The following is a 19,530-nucleotide window of genomic DNA, read 5'->3' as shown; positions in this document are numbered from 1 at the left end:
GCATTCATCCAAGTCTTTAAACTTTAACTGCCACAAATATCAGTATCATGAATATAATCAGCGCCGCAGTCGCAAGCGCCATTTTTTTGCCATAGCTAGTATCCTCGCGTTGGGTTTGCTTGAGTAATGACAGGGTGGCAATACCTTGTGAAATTCGTATGGCATCAGGGTGACCATGTGCCGCAGCCAGCTCTAGCCAGTATTTGCCCATCTCTCTATCTTGCTCGACCCCATGTCCTGCATAGTAGAGTTTACTGAGTAATTTCTCCGCGCGATTGTCTTGTTGCGAGGCTGCTTGTTGCAACAATAGCAAAGCTTGTTGGGAGTTTTGAGAAATCTTGAGTAAGTGATTGCCTTCAAATAGCCACAGCGCTCGACGCAGCAATGCATCAGCAAGACCATTCTCGGCAAATTCATCAATTAATTGTACGGCTTTTGCCAAATTGTCTGCTGATATAGTGTTTTCGACTATATTTTCTGCTGCTACATTGTCTTCAAGTACACTATTTTCTAATACATTATTTTCTAATAAATTGCCACTTGATTGCGCTGTTTGAATCAGCGCAACCGCTTTTTCATACATTGCTCGGCTTTGTTCTGCTATGTCTGAATCAAGCCATTGAATGGTCTGCAAATCCTGTGCAAGCTCGCCAAAAATCGCATGTTTGTTGACCACTGCCTGTGATTCGGCAATGGATTTGCGCTGATTGAGCAGTCCTTCATGCAGTGTGGGATTGAGTAGTGCGGCTTCAACTTCTGCCCTGTAGCGCGCGATTTCCTGTGCTTGGCGTTGCTGTTCTTGTTGTTGTTTTTGCTGTTCAATTTGTTTGGCTTGGGCTCTTGCTTGCGCAATGACTTGGCGATTTGAGCGTGTTTTTGATGGGATTTTGCTGGTTAGCGATTGAGAAGTAAGGGGGTTGTTGAGCGAAGTGGGCGCCGCCGATGACGCAGTTTGTTGAGCCACGCGTAAAGATTTATCAGTAGCAGGGGTGACATTTTCTGTTACTGCTTCATGATCATTCGGCATAACCATGATATTGGGTGCATCAATCACCGGGGTGATTTGCATCACTGTTTGGCTAAAATCTGGCACCTCGGTAAAGTCAAACCGATAAATTTGCGGCAATACCACGCCGTCATCGGCTGCCATCTCATTGGGATATTTACGATCAATCAGCGGATTGTCTTCATCGGTGACAAATTGGGAATGAGAGAAGCGAGATGCAATCATGGTGTTGGATAAATGTTGATAGTGATGTCATTATAGAGGACAAATAACAGAAAGTAAAAAAGCCAAAACAATAAAAAAGGACAGCGTCACTGTCCTTTTTTATTGTCTTTTTTCACTGCCCTTTTAATGGCAATCACACGCTGACTTGTGATAGCGCTGTTATTTTGCAGGTGTTATTGGGCAATGGCTACAGGCGTTTTTGATTGTAATTCTTCAAACGTGACACCGTCTGCCAGCTCAACCAGTTTTAGACCGCTATCGGTCACATCCATGATAGCTAAATCAGAGATGATACGATTCACCACTTTTTTGCCTGTCAGGGGTAGCGTACATTCAGCCAATACTTTTGGCTCGCCATGTTTGTTGGTATGTTCCATCAATACAATGACGCGTTGAACGCCTGCGACCAAGTCCATCGCGCCGCCCATGCCTTTGACCATCTTGCCAGGAATCATCCAGTTGGCAAGATCGCCATTGTCTGAAACTTCCATCGCCCCTAAGATGGCAAGGTTGACTTTGCCGCCACGAATCATGGCAAATGATTGTGAGCTTGAGAAAAAGCTCGCACCGGTCGCTGTGGTGACGGTTTGTTTACCTGCATTGATTAGATCGGGGTCAACTTTATCAGGTGTTGGGAATTCATCAATCCCAAGCAGCCCATTTTCTGATTGTAGCCAAACGTTGACGCCTTCTGGAATATAGTTCGCCACTAAGGTTGGCAAACCGATACCTAGATTGACATAAAAGCCGTCTTGTAGTTCTTTTGCGGCTCTTTGTGCCATTTGTTCACGAGTCCATGCCATGGTAATCTCCTTATATCCTAGTTTGTCTGTTCTTTGGTCGTCACTTTTTCGATGCGTTTTTCTGGGTTGGCATTGACCACGATGCGATGCACATAAATACCCGGCAAATGAATTTGGTCAGGATCTAGCTCGCCAGTTTCCACCAATTGCTCAACTTCGACAATGGTGACTTTACCTGCAGTGGCGACATCTGGGTTAAAGTTACGCGCCGTTTTGTTGAACATCAAGTTGCCCGCTTTATCGGCTTTTTGGGCTTTGACCAGTGCCACATCAGCGACTAATGAGCGCTCAAGGATATATTGACGACCGTCAAATTCACGTTCTTCTTTACCTTCAGCAATTTGGGTGCCTACGCCAGTTGCGGTAAAAAACGCAGGGATACCCGCACCCCCGGCACGCAGTTTTTCTGCCAGTGTCCCTTGTGGGGTCAATTCCACTTCCAATTCACCCGATAAAAACTGCCGTTCAAATTCTTTGTTTTCACCCACATACGACGCAATCATTTTTTTAACTTGGCGAGTCTCTAGCAATAATCCCAAACCAAAGCCATCGACACCAGCGTTATTGCTGATACAGGTCAAATCTTTAACGCCGCTATCTCGCAAGGCTTCAATTAAAGCTTCGGGGATACCACACAGACCAAAACCACCAACCGCAATCGTTTGTCCATCTTTGATGACGCCTTCAAGTGCCGAAGCTGCGCTGTCATATACTTTGCTGGTCATACATTCACTCCTTGTTGCTAACCAATGTTGCTAATATTATTTACCAAAAATAAAAACATTTACCAAAAATAAAAATTACGCTCAAACCTAAAAATTCCAAAACGAAATAAATCGTATCGTTATAGATTTTATATAACAAATTTCGTCTTAAGTAAATCACATTGCATGAATTTTTGCAAAAAGTAAACCCAGTTTTTCGCAAAAATAGGGCATAAAAAAAAGGCATACTAGGGATGCCTTAAATTTATCAATGTTTAACAGTCAATTTTTTATCCATTGTCTAGTCATCATTGGCAGAGCGGGTGATGCGTTTGGCGTTCGAGTTGACCGTTTTGGCTTGTCCGTCAATGGTCGTGCCAAATTTACCGCCATTGTTATTTTTGCTACCAAAGCCCCCAAAAGGATTTTGTCCGCCCATACCACCAAATGGATTTTGACTGCCAAACGGGTTTTGTCCACCCATGCCGCCAAGACCCCCTAAGCCACCCATTTTTGAGGGATCCATACCGCCCATTTTGCTTGCCATCATTTGCATCAATTTTTCTGGGTTTTTAGTGGCATAGTCTTTGGCAAAGGCTTTGAACTTATTTTGTACCGCAGGTAATAACACAATAAGTGCCGCAATATCACTCAAAATACCTGGCAGTACCAATAAGATACCTGCCACCGCAAAAGCAATCGCTTTCACCACGGAATTTTCATTGGGACGCATGGCAGGGTTAAGCATAGCGGCTTGGGCTTGTCCAGCCATCGGTTTTAAAGTGGCTATGCCTTTTTTAATGAGTGCTGCACCCACAAAACCGGCCACCACAAACCACAAAAACACCCACCAGCCACTGACAAATTGTGCGATTAGATACCAAACTAGCATCTCAATAATCAACCAGACAATGGCAATCCCAACTATATTTCCCATGAAAATACGATTCCTAAATTGTGAATAAACTATAAAGAACAAACGATGAATCATTAACCAATGCAATAATGATGGGGGTAATGAATAAAACTATCAAATAGTTTTTTGAAATTCAGCAAATTTTTCGTTAAATTTTTGATAAATGCTATAATTTGACGGCATTTTTAGCAAAATTTTTTTGTGGGTATCTTTTTGTACGAGCATGTTTTACGAGCATCTTTTATGAGCATCTTTATTGGTATTGACCCAGGCTCGCGTCTGACAGGCTATGGCATCATTCGGTTAAGTGGGGATAAACTTGAACATTTGGATGCAGGCACGATTCATGCTTACAGCCAAGGGGAAACGATGCCCGAGCGGCTCAAGCGGATATTTGATGGGATTAGCCGTATTGTTGAGCATTATCAAAAATACACCAATGAACCCATGACCGCCGCCATCGAGCAAGTATTTATGGCATCAAACCCCGACACCGCGCTCAAGCTTGGGCAGGCGCGGGGTGCAGCGATTGCCGCCATGGTTGCCAAAGATTTGCAAGTTGCTGAATATACCGCACGGCAAATCAAACAAGCGGTATGTGGCTATGGCGCGGCAGACAAAGAGCAGATTCAGCTTATGGTGATGCGCTTGTTGAGCCTTGAGATACAGCCGCAAGCGGATGCGGCAGATGGCTTGGCGTGTGCGATTTGTCATGCCTATCATAGTCAGACACTGAATAAATTGCTCGGTGGGGCAGCGGTAATCGCTGGTCAAAGCGCAGGTGGACGCTCAAAGAAAAAAGGGCGCTGGCGCTTGACCGAAGTTGATTTGGGTAATTTAAGTTAAAAGGCAGAGGGTAAACGAATCTCAAGAAAATTTTTATATCCAACAAGGCTTTTGACGGGTTTAGACTTCTTTGTCAGCACAAAAATCGCTACAATGGCATCTTTTGAAAATTGAACACAAGAAGTACCTCATGAGCCAACTAGCCACTGCAACTTTATTGATTAAATGCCAAGACCGCGCAGGTATTGTGCAAGCTGTATCCGAATTTTTTTATCGTTATGGCGCCAATATTATCAGCCTTGACCAATACTCGACTGAACCCGAAGGTGGTCAATATTTTATGCGCCTTGAAATGGCCATCAATGATTTAGACAATATCATCGACAACATGAAAGGCAGTTTTGAGCATACCGTCGCTCGCATCTATCAAATGGAATGGAAACTATTTGACAACAGCAAACGTAAAAAAGTGGCAATTTTGGTGTCCAAATACGACCATGCGCTACTTGATTTGCTATGGCGCTGGCAACAAGGGCAACTAGATTGTGAGATTACCTGTGTCGTCAGTAATCACCATGATTTGCGCCAAGCGGTAGAAAATTTTGGTGTGCCATTTCATCAAGTGACTGTGAGCAAAGACAACAAAGTAGAAGCAGAAGCCGAGATTCAAGCGCTGGTAAAAGACTGTGATTTGTTGGTGCTGGCGCGCTATATGCAGATTTTGTCCGCTGAATTTACCGCCGCTTGGCACATGAAAATTATCAATATTCATCACTCATTCTTGCCAGCCTTTGTCGGTGCTGATCCATACCGCCAAGCCTATGAAAAAGGGGTCAAACTGATTGGTGCCACCGCGCATTATGTCACAGCCGACCTTGACCAAGGACCGATTATTGAGCAAGACGTGCACCGTGTCAGCCATCGCCACCATGTGGCAGAATTGCGGGCGATTGGGCAAGATGTCGAGCGTAGCGTGCTGACCCGTGCCGTGCGTTGGCATCTACAAAACCGGGTGATTGTCACAGGCAATAAAACGGTGGTATTTAACTAATTTTTCATCCGTTATTTGCTATCATTGCAGTTTATCTTGTTATATGAGGGCGTAGGTTTTACGCCCTTCTCATGACTATAAAAATAATTGACTATAAAAATAATCTACCTGTGGTAGTCCTATGCCGTTATCAAAGTCGCCAGCGCCACCATCCCACACTCATTTGACTCATTATAAAACCTTAGGCTTACTGCTCACCTTATATTTGGCTCAAGGCTTGCCCGCAGGATTTATCACCCAAGCCTTGCCAGCGATTTTACGTGAATACAAAGTCTCATTAGTTGCCATTGGTTGGTCAGGGCTGATTTTGGTACCTTGGGGGCTTAAATTCCTGTGGGCTACTGTCGTGGACGGCTATTATTCACAAAAAATCGGACGCGCCAAAAGCTGGATTTTGCCGATGCAAGGGCTGTCGATAGTCATCCTGATTGCGGTGGCATTTTTTGAACCGCATAATTTGGCACAAACCCGTTCGGTGATGACATTGTACGGGATGTTATTTACCTTAAGCCTCATTGGGGCGACACACGATGTGGCGACCGATGGGCTAGCAACCCGTTTGCTTAAAACGGCTATGGCGCCCAAAGAACCGCTAACCCATGATATGCCTGCGCGTACTCCTGATTCGGTGAATCAGACGACCAATCACCATCATCGCCAGAGCCAAGGCAATGCCGTACAAGTCATCGGCTATCGGCTGGGACTTATTGTCGGTGGCGGTGTTTTACTAATGCTGCTCGAGCAATGGGGCTGGCGCAACAGTTTTCTTGCCATGGCGGCTTTGGTGGCAATGAATACCGTGCCCATTGTGTTTTTTAAAGAGAACGCGCACACCCCGGTTGAACCTTCCAAAAAACAAGTACAGGCAGCAAAATCTGGCAGTTTTAAGGCACTAAAAAATTACCTTAGCCACCATTATCAGTATTTTTGGTCATCGCGGGAGATGCTGGCTTGGCTAGGGGTGTTATTGACCTATAAAATTGCTGATGGCATTTCAAGCGGTATGGTCAAACCGATGATGGTCGATGTCGGACTCAACTTGCAGCAAATTGGTTTTTGGGCAACCATCTTGGGCTCGGCTGCCTCAGTCGCTGGGGCAGGGGTCGCCACAATTTTGATGAAACGACTCACTCGCTTTACGTCACTGCTATATTTTAATCTTGCCCAAGCGCTGACCACAGGGTTGTATGGCTTGGTCGCTTATGGGTTTTATCATCAGTTACTGACGGATTTTTTGTGGCTATATGTTGTCAATGCGCTGGAGCATTTTTGTGCATCGTTGGCGCTGATTGCGATGCTCACAACCATTATGCATTATTCACGCCCTGCCAATGCGGGGAGTGATTTTACCGTGCAGGTTTGTCTGTTGACGGTGTTGGGCGGCTCAGCGCATTTTGCCAGCGGCTATATGGCGCATTTTTTGGGCTATCAATGGCATTTTTTGGTGAGTATGTTGATTGGCTTTGTGTGCCTTTTACCAATAATTTACTGGCATAAATTACAAAATAATGAGAAATAATTTCATTTTTAATTGAATTTTAATATTTTTGACCATATTATCTATTTATATGATAAATTAGAAAATATAGATAGAGCGGAGGGGATATGGCGAAAACATTTTGGCTGAACCAAAAATATAATATCAATTTACCCATTTGGACGTTATTGTCGCCAAGTATTGCCGCTTTAGTGCTTGCGGTGCATTTGATTTGGCATCCCTCGGGTATCATCATGAATACCGTGACGGCGATTTTTTTGATGGGGTCAGTTTTTGCTGCCGTACATCACGCTGAGGTGATTGCTCACAAAGTGGGTGAGCCTTTTGGTACGTTGGTTTTGGCATTGGCGGTCACTGTGATTGAAGTGGCACTTATTTTGGCACTCATGAGTAGTAGCACACCCACCGATGCCGCCGTGCTTGCCCGTGATACGGTATTTGCAGCAGTGATGCTGATTTGTAACGGGATTATTGGTATTTGCCTGTTGATTGGTGGTATCAAAAATTACGTACAGCGTTATAGTTTGCATGGCAGTAAAGCGGCAATTAGTGTGTTATTGGCGATTGCATTAATCGTATTTATTTTACCCAATTTTACCACCTCTGCCGCAGGCGGTTTTATGATTGGCGCTCAGCTGCTGTTTGTAGCGATTTGCTGTTTGATTTTGTATGCCGCATTTATCTTTACCCAAACCATTCGTCACCGTGATTATTTTATTGCCGACGGTGTAGATGATCAGCATCACAGTGATAATACGCTAACCACGGCGATGAGTGTAGGATTTTTGTTTTTCAGTTTGGTGACGGTCGTGGGTCTTGCTAAGATGTTGTCGCCTGCGATGGAAGCGGCGCTGCTGGCGATGGGTATGCCAAAAATTGTGCTAGGGATTATTATTGCTGCTTTGGTACTGTTGCCTGAATCTATTGCTGCGGTAAAAGCTGCCTACAACGACCAACTGCAAAACAGTTTAAATTTGGCGTTAGGCTCGGCTTTGGCGTCTATTTCGTTGACAATTCCTGTTATCGCGCTTTATTCAATGTTCACAGCAACGCCCGTCATGTTTGGGTTGTCTGCCAAAGAAGGGCTAATGCTGGTTATTACGCTGATGATAACCATCAATACTTTAAGTACCGGGCGCACCACTTTTTTACATGGCATCATCCATTTGGTCATGTTAGCCACTTTTGTGTTTTTCTCCATTATCCCCTAAAGGAATAAATGGCATAGAAAATTGGCGTAATAAATGACGTAATAAATAAATGAAAGGATACTTGCAATTAGTAACATTCCTTTACTAAATACTTATGCTCATTAATTTAAGTTTTTGATAATCTAGAGGGCAACTAGAATAACGCCATACTTAACACGATTATCGTTGTAGTGATTAGAGGTCATTCTAGTCATTTGAGGTGTTGAAACGATCATTTAAGAGTTTCAACGAACCATACATTAAAAATTGTGCATTAAAATATTACAACATAAGGAAAAACAAATGGGACTATTTAGCTTTGCAAAAGACATCGGTGATAAAATCTTTCATCGTAACAAAGACGCTGCGCCAGCATCGACACCCGCATCAAACGTTGCACCAACCGCAACGCCTGCAGCTTCTAATGAGCCATCTGCACAAGAGATTGCAAACTTATTGATTCAGCGCATCCAACAAAATGCCAAAATTGACAATCTATCAGTCAACTATGACGGTAACACTGACAAAGTAACCATTAATGGTTCTGCTGCTAACCAAGCAGAGCGCGAAAAAGCCATTCTAGCGGCAGGTAATGTACAGTATGTTGCACAAGTGGAAGACAACATCACGGTTGCGACGCAAGAGCCAGAATCTCGTATGTACACAGTGAAATCAGGCGATACGCTGTCAAAAATTTCAAAAGAAGTGTATGGCGATACCAACCAATACAACAAAATCTTTGAAGCCAACAAACCATTACTCTCTGACCCAAACAAAATCTATCCAGGTCAAGTGCTTCGTATCCCAGCTTAATTTTTACCTTAAGCCTTTTAAAAAACCAGTGACTCCTACTCCTGTCGCTGGTTTTTTTATAAAAAAATTTGCATATCGATAAATAAAGTTTTAAGGATAAACCATGAAAAACCAAAAACAATTAATTAAATTGGGTGAGCGACTGGAGAAAAATCCGTCAATCGCTCAATCCAATTTGGCTGTTAAACCCCGTAATTACTTGGCGTTAAATCCGCTTTTGCAAAAAGGCGGACTGCATGAAAAAGACGATGTCGAAATCGCCCGTAAGAAACAACGCAGGCAGACCAAGCAGGATTTGCGAAAACAAGTTTGGCGACAGGAGTCGTAATAACCAAACACCCCAAATTTTGGGGTGTTTATTTGACGGTCATACGATATAAACTTATTCAAATACCACGTCTGCGCCATCGGCTATCGTGCCATACAGACTTAGGGCATCCCAATTGGTCAAACGCACACAACCGTGTGATTTTTGTGCGCTGATTAACTCAGGCTCAGGCGAGCCATGAATACCATAGCTCCGTTTTGATAACCCAATCCAAGCGCGCCCCACAGGATTGTTGGGTCCTGGTGGTAGCCACTTTTCTTTGGAAGAAAAATCAGTATTATAGGTGGGGTTTAATACCCGATTTTTAACTTTTAAACTGCCAGACGGTGAGGGGGTGTAGTTCGAACCCACGGTTGTTGGGTAGCTTGCAACAAGCTCACCACTAGCGGCATAGGCGTATAGAATGTTTTTCTTTTTATCACTCACAACCTTAGTCACTTCTGTCATATTGGGCTGATAAGGATTGTAGACAGTGATAATGTTACCCGCTTTGAGTGGCGTGGTGGGGTTTAATCGACTCACCAGTTTTTGGCTCATATGGAACTTTTCAGCTACTGCTTCACGCGCTGATTTGTATTGCATGTCTTTGGGCGCTTTGGTAATCACCAAATCATCGCGCGTTAGCTGATAATTGATAAAAATCGGCTGCTTATTTAACGTCTCGTTGCTGGTTAATGCCGACCAGGTAGCTTCATTCATCGTGGTGGTTACGGGCAGATTGTGTTTTTGCTGAAAAATCTGCATCGCTTTGATGGTATTTTTATTCATTATTCCTGTCAGTGCACCCACACTATGCCCATGCCAGTTAAGCAGGGCTTGGGTCTTAAATACCAGCAGTTCATCAGGTTTAATGGACACTTGTTTTGATGGTAACGCGTCTTTGTTAGCCACGGATGACGGATTGTCATTAGCCGATTGTTTGAGCGCAGCATAGTCAATAGTTGATTGAAAACCCGTCACAGATGGGGTCGCTGAGGCAGGCGGGGTTGATGCGGCTTGTGACGCCACCACCGCAGAGGCAGGCATGGTTTTTAATTCAATAGCGCCTTTGGGTGACCAACTCACTTGGTTTACTTGCTGGGCAACCATTGGTAAATTATCAGTGGTATAGGCAATCTCTGGCAAGGCTTGTTTCAGTCGTTGCTGCACCAAGCTTGTGCCAATAAACTGTTGACTGACATTGGCTTTTAGTGTTGGGGCAGGCGAAGAGGCAGCGATACTTGCGGTTGTACTGGCTGCAGTACTAGCTGTAGTACTTGCTGTCGGAACTGTAGGTACATCCATCGCTTGATTGGGTGACTGTTGACAGGCAGATAAACTGATAGCAAGCACGATGCTTGTAAAGCAAGGTAAAATTTTATAATAAGAAGACATAGTCATTGAAATTTAAGAAAAATTTAGCAAGGGAGGATGGGATGAAAGGTCATCGAAGTTTTAGAGAAACGATAATGGCATACTATAGCAAAACTCGGTTGAAGATAAGCAGGATTTTACAAATTTTTCAAAAAAATGTTGGCAAAAATGGCATAAAAAAAGGCAGGTTAGACCAGCTAACACTACCTTTAACGCACGATAAAAATTAGGATAATCAAATATTATAAGTTAGCGATGACCGCATCACCCATATCTGAGCAAGAAACCAGCGTGGTGCCTTGTTCAAAGATATCGCCCGTACGTAACCCTTGCTGCAATACTTTTTGCACTGCTTGCTCAACCTGTGTGGCACGGGCTTCATCATTGAGGCTATAACGTAACAGCATCGCCAATGACAAAATGGTTGCCAATGGGTTGGCTTTATTTTGACCGGCGATATCAGGGGCAGAACCATGCGATGGTTCATATAGCCCTTTGCCTGTGTCATTTAAGCTCGCGGATGGCAGCATACCAATAGAGCCAGTCAGCATCGAGGCTTGATCTGACAAAATATCGCCAAAAATATTGCCGGTGGCAATCACATCAAACTGTTTTGGGGCTTTGACCAGCTGCATCGCTGCATTGTCGACATACATGTGAGTCAATTCAACATCTGGGTATTCGGCAGCGACTTCGGTGAAAATCTGCTTCCAAAACTCTGTGGTCTCAAGCACGTTGGCTTTATCAACTGAGCAGAGTTTTTTACCGCGTTTTTGCGCGGCTTCAAAAGCGACTTTGGCAATACGGCGAATTTCTGATTCGCTGTATTTCATGGTGTTGTAGCCTTCTTTCTCGCCGTTTTCAAGCGTGCGAATACCGCGTGGTTCCCCAAAATAAATATCACCGGTGAGCTCACGGACAATCAAAATATCTAAGCCAGATACCACTTCAGGTTTTAAAGTTGAGGCATTGGCAAGCTCTGGGTAAAGAATGGCTGGGCGAAGATTGGCAAATAGATTTAAGTCTTTACGAATCGCCAGTAATCCACGCTCAGGGCGCACTGAGCGTTCAAGGTTGTCATACTGTGGGCCGCCGACAGAACCGAGTAATACCGCATCAGCCTTGCGGCACAGGGTTTGGGTAGCTTCTGGATAGGGTGAGCCATGCGCATCATACGCTGAGCCACCTAACAGCCCATACTCATAGTGGGCGTCTAATCCTTGCTCGATTAATTTGTCCAATACTTTGACAGCTTGTCCAATGATTTCAGGACCAATACCATCACCTTGTAATACGGCGATTTGTTTTGTCATGTTACTTCCTTCACGTTAATCCACAACTTTTTGCTGACAACGCAGCTTTTAAAATTTTGTTAGTTTTTAAAAAATAATTGAATCAGGCGTTATTGAATGATGCTTTCTTGGATAAAGCTTTTTGTGAGAAAAGCTTTTAGGGGCATCTATAAAGCAATCTTTATAAATTCATTCGATAAAGCGCCTTGCTGATTGGGTTTTTTACACCATTGATTGGTAAGTTTGGCATTTTCATACAAATCAATACACAGTGGCGTTGGGGCAGACTGCGCTAGCAAACTATAATCGGTCTTTTGAATTTGGCGGTAGGCTTTGAGCTCATAACGTTTACCGCTTTCAAAACGATGGATAAAACTAAAACTCTCAACCGCCGTCAAATCGTCATCCAAATAAAAACGGGTGGCAACCATGTGCTGACCACTGGGAAAACTTACCAAGTAATTTGGTATAGTAGACTTGCTCTGCGGCTTATTGATCAAAGGTGTGACGGTCACTGGGCTAGTCATTGAGCTATAGTTGCCAAGTGTAGCGCTCGGGGTGTGAGTCGATTGATTGATAATTGACAACGTGCCAATGCGACTGATTTCACAGGCATAAATACCCGTACATTTTAGTGTGCTTTTGCCTGTAGCAATCGGTTGCGGCGCTGTTACCACTGAGGGTTTGGCACGTGCGCTTGGCTGCTTCGTCATTGATTGACAGCCGGATAGTGCCACTGCCGAACAAATTGCAATGGCTACAAAAGGCAAACAGTCAGGGTGAAAAAAGCGCTTAGTGAACATCATGGTCGTTATTCCCTCAAATCAAAAAAAGCAATTAAAAAATTGCAGTAACAGGGTGCCTGCCATAGTTAGATGATGATAATCATGGCGGATGATGCCATGATTTAAACACAGTCATAGGCAAGCTAAAATGTGACTAACATAACCAATATCCCAACCTTTGTCAAAATGCCTTTTTTATACGCGACTTATACGCAGGTTGGGATACATGATGAATAAACCATCAATGATAAATCATCAATGATGAAACGCTACTGACATTGTACATTTACCTAACCAAGTAGCACTTTAAGCCGCGCCTGTGCCAAATACCCAAGGGCGTGATTGTTTGGCGTTTTCTTCATACGCTTTGATACTATCAGCTTGCTGTAATGTCAGACCAATATCGTCTAAACCGTTGAGCAGACAGTGCTTACGAAATTCATCGACGTCAAACGCATAGCTTTTACCTGAGGGGGAAATCACTTGCTGGTTTTCTAAATCCACGGTTAATTGATAGCCATCTTGGGCAAAACATTCGGCAAATAATTCACTGACCGCATCTTCGCTTAAAATCACTGGCAACATGCCATTTTTAAAGCAGTTGTTGTAGAAAATATCGGCAAAACTTGGCGCAATCACCGTGCGAAAACCGTATTCTTCGAGCGCCCAAGGGGCATGCTCACGGCTTGAACCACAACCAAAGTTTTTACGCGCAAGCAAAATATTAGCACCTTGATAACGGGGCTGATTTAAAATAAAGTCAGGGTTAATGGGGCGTTTGCTATTGTCTTGACCAGGATAGCCTTCGTCCAAATAACGCCATTCGTCAAATAAATTGGCACCAAACCCCGTGCGTTTGATAGATTTCAAAAACTGTTTTGGAATGATTTGGTCGGTGTCCACGTTAGAGCGATCAAGTGGGCAGACAATGCCTTGCTCAAGGGTATATTTTTTCATAGTTTTACCTTAATAATTTCTCACGTCAACAAAATGACCGGCTAATGCGGCAGCGGCGGCCATCGCAGGGCTGACCAAATGGGTGCGTCCGCCATTGCCCTGACGACCTTCAAAGTTACGATTGGAGGTACTGGCGCAATGTTCTTTTGGCTGCAATTTATCTGCGTTCATGGCGAGGCACATCGAGCAGCCTGGCTCCCGCCATTCAAAACCCGCTGCGGTAAAGATTTTATCCAGCCCTTCGCTTTCTGCTTGTTGTTTAACCAACCCAGAACCGGCTACCACAATCGCTTCTTTGACGCTATCTGCGACTCTACGACCTTTGATAACAGCCGCCGCTGCGCGAATATCTTCAATACGTGAGTTGGTACAAGAGCCGATAAACACCCGATCGACTTTGATGTCGGTAACCGGTTGACCCGCGGTCAAACCCATATACTCATAAGCGCGTGTCCAAGCGTCTTTTTGGACGTCATCTTTTGCCGCATCTAGGGTAGGGACGTGCGCGCTGATATCCACCACCATTTCAGGGGAGGTACCCCAAGATACTTGGGGTGCAATGTCCGCGCCTGCCATCTCAATGACGGTATCAAATACAGCATCGGCATCTGAGTGCAGGGTTTGCCAGTAAGCCACGGCTTTATCCCACATTTCACCGGTAGGCGCATAAGGACGACCTTTGACGTATTCAATCGTGGTGTCATCAACGGCTACCATACCAACGCGTGCACCGGCTTCAATCGCCATATTACACACGGTCATACGTCCTTCCATGCTCATGTCACGGAACACATCGCCAGCAAATTCAATGGCGTAACCTGTACCACCCGCGGTGCCGATTTTTGCAATAATCGCTAGTACCACGTCTTTTGGGGTGACACCTTCACCCAATTTGCCATCGACTTTGATAAGCATATTTTTCATCTTGGTTTGCACAAGACACTGCGTTGCCAATACATGCTCAACTTCGCTAGTACCGATGCCGTGGGCAAGACAGCCTAACGCACCATGGGTTGCGGTATGTGAGTCGCCACACACCACGGTCATCCCAGGTAACACTAAACCTTGTTCTGGGCCTACCACATGCACAATGCCTTGGCGCACGTCATTGATGGTAAATTCAGTGATGTTAAATTTGGCACAGTTTTCATCGAGTGTGGCTACTTGCAATCGAGAGACATCATCTTTAATGCCTGCCACCCCTTCTTTACGTTCGCTCGCCACTGTCGGGACATTATGGTCAGGGGTGGCGACGTTTGCTGACAAACGCCAAGGGTCACGATTTGCCAATGACAAGCCTTCAAATGCTTGTGGGCTTGTGACTTCGTGTAATAAATGACGGTCGATATAGATAAGACTCGAACCGTCGTCTCGTTGATTGACTAAATGGTCTTGCCAAAGTTTATCATAAAGCGTTTGCGCTGCCATGACACATATCCTATGGTTTTTTTATAAAAGGGCGTAATAATTTGGTAAACAATAACGCCATTATAACAAAGAAAAATGATAATTTTAATTGATGATTTTTATATTTTATAAAAATTTTAGGAATGTATTGAGCGATTAAATAAATTGTATTTGTCTATACGTTGTCTTATAATCTTATTTAATGTATTTTTTAAAGAATGAAACTTTTATTTATATCAAATGGTAGGGTTTTAGTTTTGGGGGAAAGATGAATACCACAAATTTAAATACTTTTTTAGCGGTTATGCAAACAGGTAGTATCTCGCAGGCGGCTGATAAACTATTTATTACACAGCCTGCAGTAAGTAAGCGTATCAAAAACTTAGAAGACGAATTTGATGTCACCCTTTTTGATACTGTGGGTCGTGGTATTATCCCAACCCAAGCGGCGCATGACTTGATACCCCATGCCAAACGCTGGCTAGATGATTACGATAATCTAAAAATTAATCTTAAAAACCGCCAGCAAACGGTATCAGGCAAACTGATTATCGGTACCAGTCATCATATTGGCTTACATCATCTGCCAGCTGTCCTCAAACAATTTATCCAAAGCTATCCTGCGGTACAGCTTGAAGTGCATTTTGTCGATTCCGAGCAAGCGCATAAAGCAGTCCTAGATGGCGACTTGTCATTGGCTTTTTTAACGCTACCCCCTGTGTATGATAAACGTCTAAATTATCATATGCTATGGTCAGATCCGCTGCATTTTGTGACGGGTGTTTTATCGCCGCTGGCGCATAAAATGAACGTGACGCTTGAGCAATTGGCAAATTATCCAGCGATTTTACCCGCCGCCAATACCTTTACCAGCCAAATCACTTTAGCTGAATTTGCCAAATATAACTTAAAACCGTATGCCACGATGAGCACCAATCCGCTAGAATCGATTCGTATGTTGGTATCGGTTGGGCTAGGCTGGTCGGTGTTGCCGCAGACGTTAGTCAATCAAGATTTACAGCCGATTAATATGGATACCCCCGTTGAGTTGCAACGCTATTTGGGTTTGGTCACCAACCCCAATATCACGGTATCTGCAAGCATGGCAGCCTTGCTTGACATGTTGGGATTAGAGGTGGATGGTAAACATCGCGATTAATGGTTCGACATAAAAAAAGCCTATCGATGTGATAGGCTTTTTTTATGGGACTTACTTCTTCTGATAAGTTAAACGCAGCCCGTAAATCCAAGCATCGTTGTTTTGGAAATCCCCCACTAAATCGCCATTGGGGATTTTTGATTTGGCATCGCCAAACATCAAATATTTCACGCCTGCCGACACGGCGACTTCGGGTGTAACATTGTACTTGGCGCCTAGACCCACATTCCAATGACCTTCCACAGGTCCTAATGTAGTGGTGGGATCACCCGCGCCGCTATCCCAACCCACTGAGCCTGATACCGCCCATTGATTACTTAATTTTTTACCCAAGCCTACTTCTGCTGCCCAGCCATCATCTGAGTAATCAATCAAGTTTAAACCATTGGGATATAGGGGTTTAAAATCCGCGCCGGTGGCTTTTTTGGTCGTTGCATTATACAGAGGCGGTTTGATTGAAAAATCACTCCAAGGCACCCAGCGCAGTTTTGCGGTCAATAGCGTGGTTGGGTTTAGACCTGTCTGAAAGTCAACATTCACGGATTTTGGGGTAGTGATGGTCATGTCATAACTGCCTGATTCGCCAGTTGCAGGCATGTATTCATACGCTACGGTGTCATGATCAATTTCAGAGCGATAAGTCAACGCCGCTTTAAGCGCAATCTCAGGTTTGCTATAGGCTAAACCTGCCATCCAACCATAGCCATTCGATTGGGCAAAGATACCATCATAACCTTGGGTAGAATTGTAGGCTTTACCGCGTAAATGCACTTCACCTTCTAATTTTTGTAATACCGGCCCGCCATATACTTGCCAGTTATTTTTTTCGCCAAATTTGACCCCCAGCAAACCTGTGAAGTTTTTACTATCAACGGAGACGTTGGTACCTTCGTTGGGGTGCTGAGCGATATTGGTTGCTAGATTGTAGACTGCCCCTGCTTGCTGTGCGGCTTTAAGCGCGGTAGCCGCATTATACGCGAGTGTTTGATTGGTGGGATCTGCTTGATAAGCGGCGGCGGCGGTTTTTGCAGCTGTGGCGGCGGCTAACGCCGCTTGTCCTGCACCAATAACCTGCTGCGGGCTGACTGTACCATTGACAAAGTTGTTATTGCCTGTGAACTCAACATCCGCGCCCCATGGCTGGTCAAAAAACACGCCCACACTGACTTTATCATTGACGTCTGCTTTTGCCCCATAATTGATAAAATCATAGTTTAGCGCCATGTTATTAATATCGCGACCTTCTTCATACGTAGTTGGCGAAGGGGTGGTGGCCGCATTGTCTTTGCCACTAATCGATGGGTCGATGGTGATTCGTTCGATGTAAGCAAAAGTGCCATCTTGGGTAAAACCCCAACTTGGCTGAGTTGAGCGGTCGAGCCCTGCGGCATGGGCAGCGCTAGCAAATGAAATGCTGGCAATAGCGAGTGTTAAGGATTGCAATCTTAATGACATGAAATACTCCCTTTTACATGGATATTGATAAGGTGCGAATTGGAGAGCTTGCTAAAGGTTGCTAAAAGGTATGAAAAACTTAGACAGGATAGTGAGGCCTTCCAATGGACCTACAAAGAATAGTTAAAAACTTACGCCTTGACAACTTATGGCTTACAAAAATGACGCCAATTTCTGACCTGATAAGTCATTAATAGCGTATTTACAGTAACATAAACATAGAAAAACACCGATTAATATAATCGGTGTTTGAGTCAAAACATGACAAAGTATTAATTTACTCTAGCCAAATTCATTTCCATTTTTCTACCATCATTGTTTTGAACGACTTTAACAGGTAGATAATCAAGTTTTGGAGCTAACCAAAAACTGGTTTGACGGTCTTTATCATCATGCACGCGATCGATACGCACCACGTCAAAAGTGCCCGCTGGCACGGTTATGCGAGTCATGGCAGATTTTTTGAAGGGCACTGCTTCAACTGTATTGCGATCTGCCATGTAATAGTTACCACGGAATTTGCCTGCTTTTAAATCTTCCCGAATTTGAATTTCCAAACTTAAATCATCATAGGCAGGCTGTGGCAAAGCAATGACTTTGTTTTGACCTTTATAATTGGTAACCAGTTGTTTTTTTGCATTATTAAAGTTCAAGGTGGTAGTTCGACCCGTCCCCAAAATTTTGTATTGTGTTAATGCGCTCACCGGTAAGATAGCGCCATTGGCATTGACAAAATTGGCGGTTTGCTTGGCACTGGCTAATTTACCGACACTTGCATTAACGTTATAAAAATACTGATTGCCAGTTTGGGTCAATACACGGCTTGCGGTACCATTGTATTTGCCTTCAATATTAAAATTATAGGTTGCATTAAAAGGGGCAACTGCTGCATTCGCCATAGAGGTGATAGCCATCGCTGACACGAGTGAAATACCTACGGCTAGCTTTTTTACTAAAGAATTTTTCATGTTTCATCCATCAAATAACGTTCATAAGATAAGGTTAAATCTGTTTGGTATGCATACAGTAGTATTGACGGCAAGCAAATACAAGCCAGTTAACAAAAGATTGTAATTGTGCAATAAACGACAGTCTTTATGAAGTGTTTGGGCTAGGTAGTTAAAAAATTGACAACAAATTGCAAAATTTCGTAATTTTCTGCTTGAACAAATTGGCAGACATCCCCACTGTTAGACAGTGAATTGATAACATGTGATAAGCATAGGATTATTTATGTAAACAGATAGTTATCATCTTTTTGTGGTCGGCAAAATAGCGGTGGTCTTTTGAGCTAACCTCTGAGCTGATCACAGCTTTCAAAGCTAACTACGGCTTTCAAACAATAATTTAACAGTTAATTTATGGAGTAGATTATGGCAATTCGTCCTTTACATGATCGTATCGTCGTGCGTCGCAGCGAAGAAGAACAAAAAACGGCTGGCGGTTTATTACTAGCAGGCAGTGCCCAAGAAAAACCTTCTCAAGGTGAAGTCATTGCAGTAGGTAATGGTCAAATCCGTGAAAACGGCGATGTACGTGCGCTCGATGTCAAAGTCGGCGACAAAGTACTCTTTGGTCAATATGCCGGCTCAACGGTTAAAGTAGATGGTGAAGAATTATTGATTATGAAAGAAAGTGATGTATTAGGTGTGATTGAAGGTTAATCAGTCATTACTTTAAACAATCGTTTTTTACCCAAAAGCTAATTTACTTAGTCTTAATTTACCTGGTCTTAATCTAACTGGTTAAGTACTTGGTAAAGTAATTGATAGCAACCGTGGTAGCAATTTGGACTACCTTAT

The 19,530-nt window shown here is 43.7% G+C and carries 19 protein-coding genes; 8 read left to right on the top strand and 11 right to left on the bottom strand.

Features of this window, described 5'->3' with window-relative positions; translation table 11 throughout:
• Positions 1–16: 16 nt before the first annotated feature.
• The 4 genes from H9W84_RS07540 to H9W84_RS07525 all read right to left on the bottom strand — a co-directional run bounded on the left by H9W84_RS07540 (position 17) and on the right by H9W84_RS07525 (position 3,675).
• Complete coding sequence (locus H9W84_RS07540; protein WP_239742804.1) at positions 17–1,231, bottom strand: SEL1-like repeat protein; 1,215 nt, start codon at positions 1,229–1,231, stop codon at positions 17–19.
• A gap of 173 nt (positions 1,232–1,404) precedes the next feature.
• Entirely contained in the window at positions 1,405–2,034 is a 630-nt protein-coding gene (locus H9W84_RS07535; protein ID WP_239742802.1) for a 3-oxoacid CoA-transferase subunit B, read from the bottom strand.
• A gap of 17 nt (positions 2,035–2,051) precedes the next feature.
• Positions 2,052–2,759 carry a CoA transferase subunit A gene (locus H9W84_RS07530; protein ID WP_060994364.1) on the bottom strand — a complete coding sequence of 236 codons (708 nt, stop codon included), beginning with the start codon at positions 2,757–2,759 and terminating at the stop codon, positions 2,052–2,054.
• A 280-nt stretch (positions 2,760–3,039) separates the two neighbouring features.
• A complete protein-coding gene (locus H9W84_RS07525; RefSeq protein ID WP_060994365.1) occupies positions 3,040–3,675 on the bottom strand; it encodes an FxsA family protein in 636 nt (211 codons plus the stop codon).
• Between the two features lie 222 nt (positions 3,676–3,897).
• Between H9W84_RS07525 and ruvC the strand changes: the two genes are divergently transcribed.
• The 6 genes from ruvC to H9W84_RS07495 all read left to right on the top strand — a co-directional run bounded on the left by ruvC (position 3,898) and on the right by H9W84_RS07495 (position 9,320).
• Positions 3,898–4,500, top strand: a complete 603-nt coding sequence (gene ruvC, locus H9W84_RS07520) for a crossover junction endodeoxyribonuclease RuvC (protein WP_060994366.1) — start codon at positions 3,898–3,900, stop codon at positions 4,498–4,500.
• 130 nt (positions 4,501–4,630) lie between these two features.
• Entirely contained in the window at positions 4,631–5,491 is an 861-nt protein-coding gene (gene purU, locus H9W84_RS07515) for a formyltetrahydrofolate deformylase (protein ID WP_007114904.1), read from the top strand.
• A 121-nt stretch (positions 5,492–5,612) separates the two neighbouring features.
• Complete coding sequence (locus tag H9W84_RS07510) at positions 5,613–7,010, top strand: MFS transporter (protein ID WP_239742800.1); 1,398 nt, start codon at positions 5,613–5,615, stop codon at positions 7,008–7,010.
• An 86-nt stretch (positions 7,011–7,096) separates the two neighbouring features.
• Positions 7,097–8,200 (top strand): calcium:cation antiporter, encoded by a 1,104-nt coding sequence (locus H9W84_RS07505; protein WP_065252962.1) that lies wholly within the window; start codon positions 7,097–7,099, stop codon positions 8,198–8,200.
• A gap of 282 nt (positions 8,201–8,482) precedes the next feature.
• Positions 8,483–8,992, top strand: a complete 510-nt coding sequence (lysM, locus tag H9W84_RS07500; protein ID WP_239742798.1) for a peptidoglycan-binding protein LysM — start codon at positions 8,483–8,485, stop codon at positions 8,990–8,992.
• A 103-nt stretch (positions 8,993–9,095) separates the two neighbouring features.
• Entirely contained in the window at positions 9,096–9,320 is a 225-nt protein-coding gene (locus tag H9W84_RS07495) for a hypothetical protein (RefSeq protein ID WP_099834211.1), read from the top strand.
• Positions 9,321–9,374: 54 nt separating this feature from the next.
• Here H9W84_RS07495 and H9W84_RS07490 read toward each other — a convergent pair whose 3' ends face one another.
• The 5 genes from H9W84_RS07490 to leuC all read right to left on the bottom strand — a co-directional run bounded on the left by H9W84_RS07490 (position 9,375) and on the right by leuC (position 15,135).
• On the bottom strand, positions 9,375–10,694 hold the full coding sequence (locus tag H9W84_RS07490; RefSeq protein WP_239742796.1) for a L,D-transpeptidase family protein: 1,320 nt from the start codon (positions 10,692–10,694) through the stop codon (positions 9,375–9,377).
• Positions 10,695–10,915: 221 nt separating this feature from the next.
• Positions 10,916–11,986, bottom strand: a complete 1,071-nt coding sequence (leuB, locus tag H9W84_RS07485) for a 3-isopropylmalate dehydrogenase (RefSeq protein ID WP_239742794.1) — start codon at positions 11,984–11,986, stop codon at positions 10,916–10,918.
• Between the two features lie 146 nt (positions 11,987–12,132).
• Positions 12,133–12,771, bottom strand: coding sequence for a hypothetical protein (locus H9W84_RS07480; RefSeq protein WP_239742793.1), 639 nt, complete (start codon positions 12,769–12,771; stop codon positions 12,133–12,135).
• Positions 12,772–13,056: 285 nt separating this feature from the next.
• A complete protein-coding gene (leuD, locus tag H9W84_RS07475) occupies positions 13,057–13,707 on the bottom strand; it encodes a 3-isopropylmalate dehydratase small subunit (protein WP_239742791.1) in 651 nt (216 codons plus the stop codon).
• Positions 13,708–13,716: 9 nt separating this feature from the next.
• A complete protein-coding gene (gene leuC, locus H9W84_RS07470) occupies positions 13,717–15,135 on the bottom strand; it encodes a 3-isopropylmalate dehydratase large subunit (RefSeq protein ID WP_065252956.1) in 1,419 nt (472 codons plus the stop codon).
• 247 nt (positions 15,136–15,382) lie between these two features.
• Here leuC and H9W84_RS07465 point away from each other — a divergent pair, with 247 nt between their 5' ends.
• Positions 15,383–16,273, top strand: a complete 891-nt coding sequence (locus H9W84_RS07465; protein WP_095356087.1) for a LysR family transcriptional regulator — start codon at positions 15,383–15,385, stop codon at positions 16,271–16,273.
• A gap of 51 nt (positions 16,274–16,324) precedes the next feature.
• On the opposite strand, the gene H9W84_RS07460 is transcribed toward H9W84_RS07465, so the two are convergent.
• Both H9W84_RS07460 and H9W84_RS07455 read right to left on the bottom strand, forming a co-directional pair.
• Positions 16,325–17,728, bottom strand: coding sequence for an outer membrane protein transport protein (locus tag H9W84_RS07460; protein WP_239742789.1), 1,404 nt, complete (start codon positions 17,726–17,728; stop codon positions 16,325–16,327).
• Between the two features lie 272 nt (positions 17,729–18,000).
• Positions 18,001–18,696, bottom strand: a complete 696-nt coding sequence (locus tag H9W84_RS07455) for a DUF3108 domain-containing protein (protein ID WP_007114917.1) — start codon at positions 18,694–18,696, stop codon at positions 18,001–18,003.
• Positions 18,697–19,098: 402 nt separating this feature from the next.
• Between H9W84_RS07455 and H9W84_RS07450 the strand changes: the two genes are divergently transcribed.
• On the top strand, positions 19,099–19,392 hold the full coding sequence (locus H9W84_RS07450; RefSeq protein ID WP_198001374.1) for a co-chaperone GroES: 294 nt from the start codon (positions 19,099–19,101) through the stop codon (positions 19,390–19,392).
• Positions 19,393–19,530: the final 138 nt, after the last annotated feature.

Origin of the sequence: Moraxella tetraodonis, from assembly GCF_022359095.1 — a bacterium.
In the GTDB taxonomy this organism is placed as follows: domain Bacteria; phylum Pseudomonadota; class Gammaproteobacteria; order Pseudomonadales; family Moraxellaceae; genus Faucicola; species Faucicola tetraodonis.
Note: the sequence above shows the minus strand (reverse complement) of the source record. Positions and strands in the feature narration are given on the sequence as shown.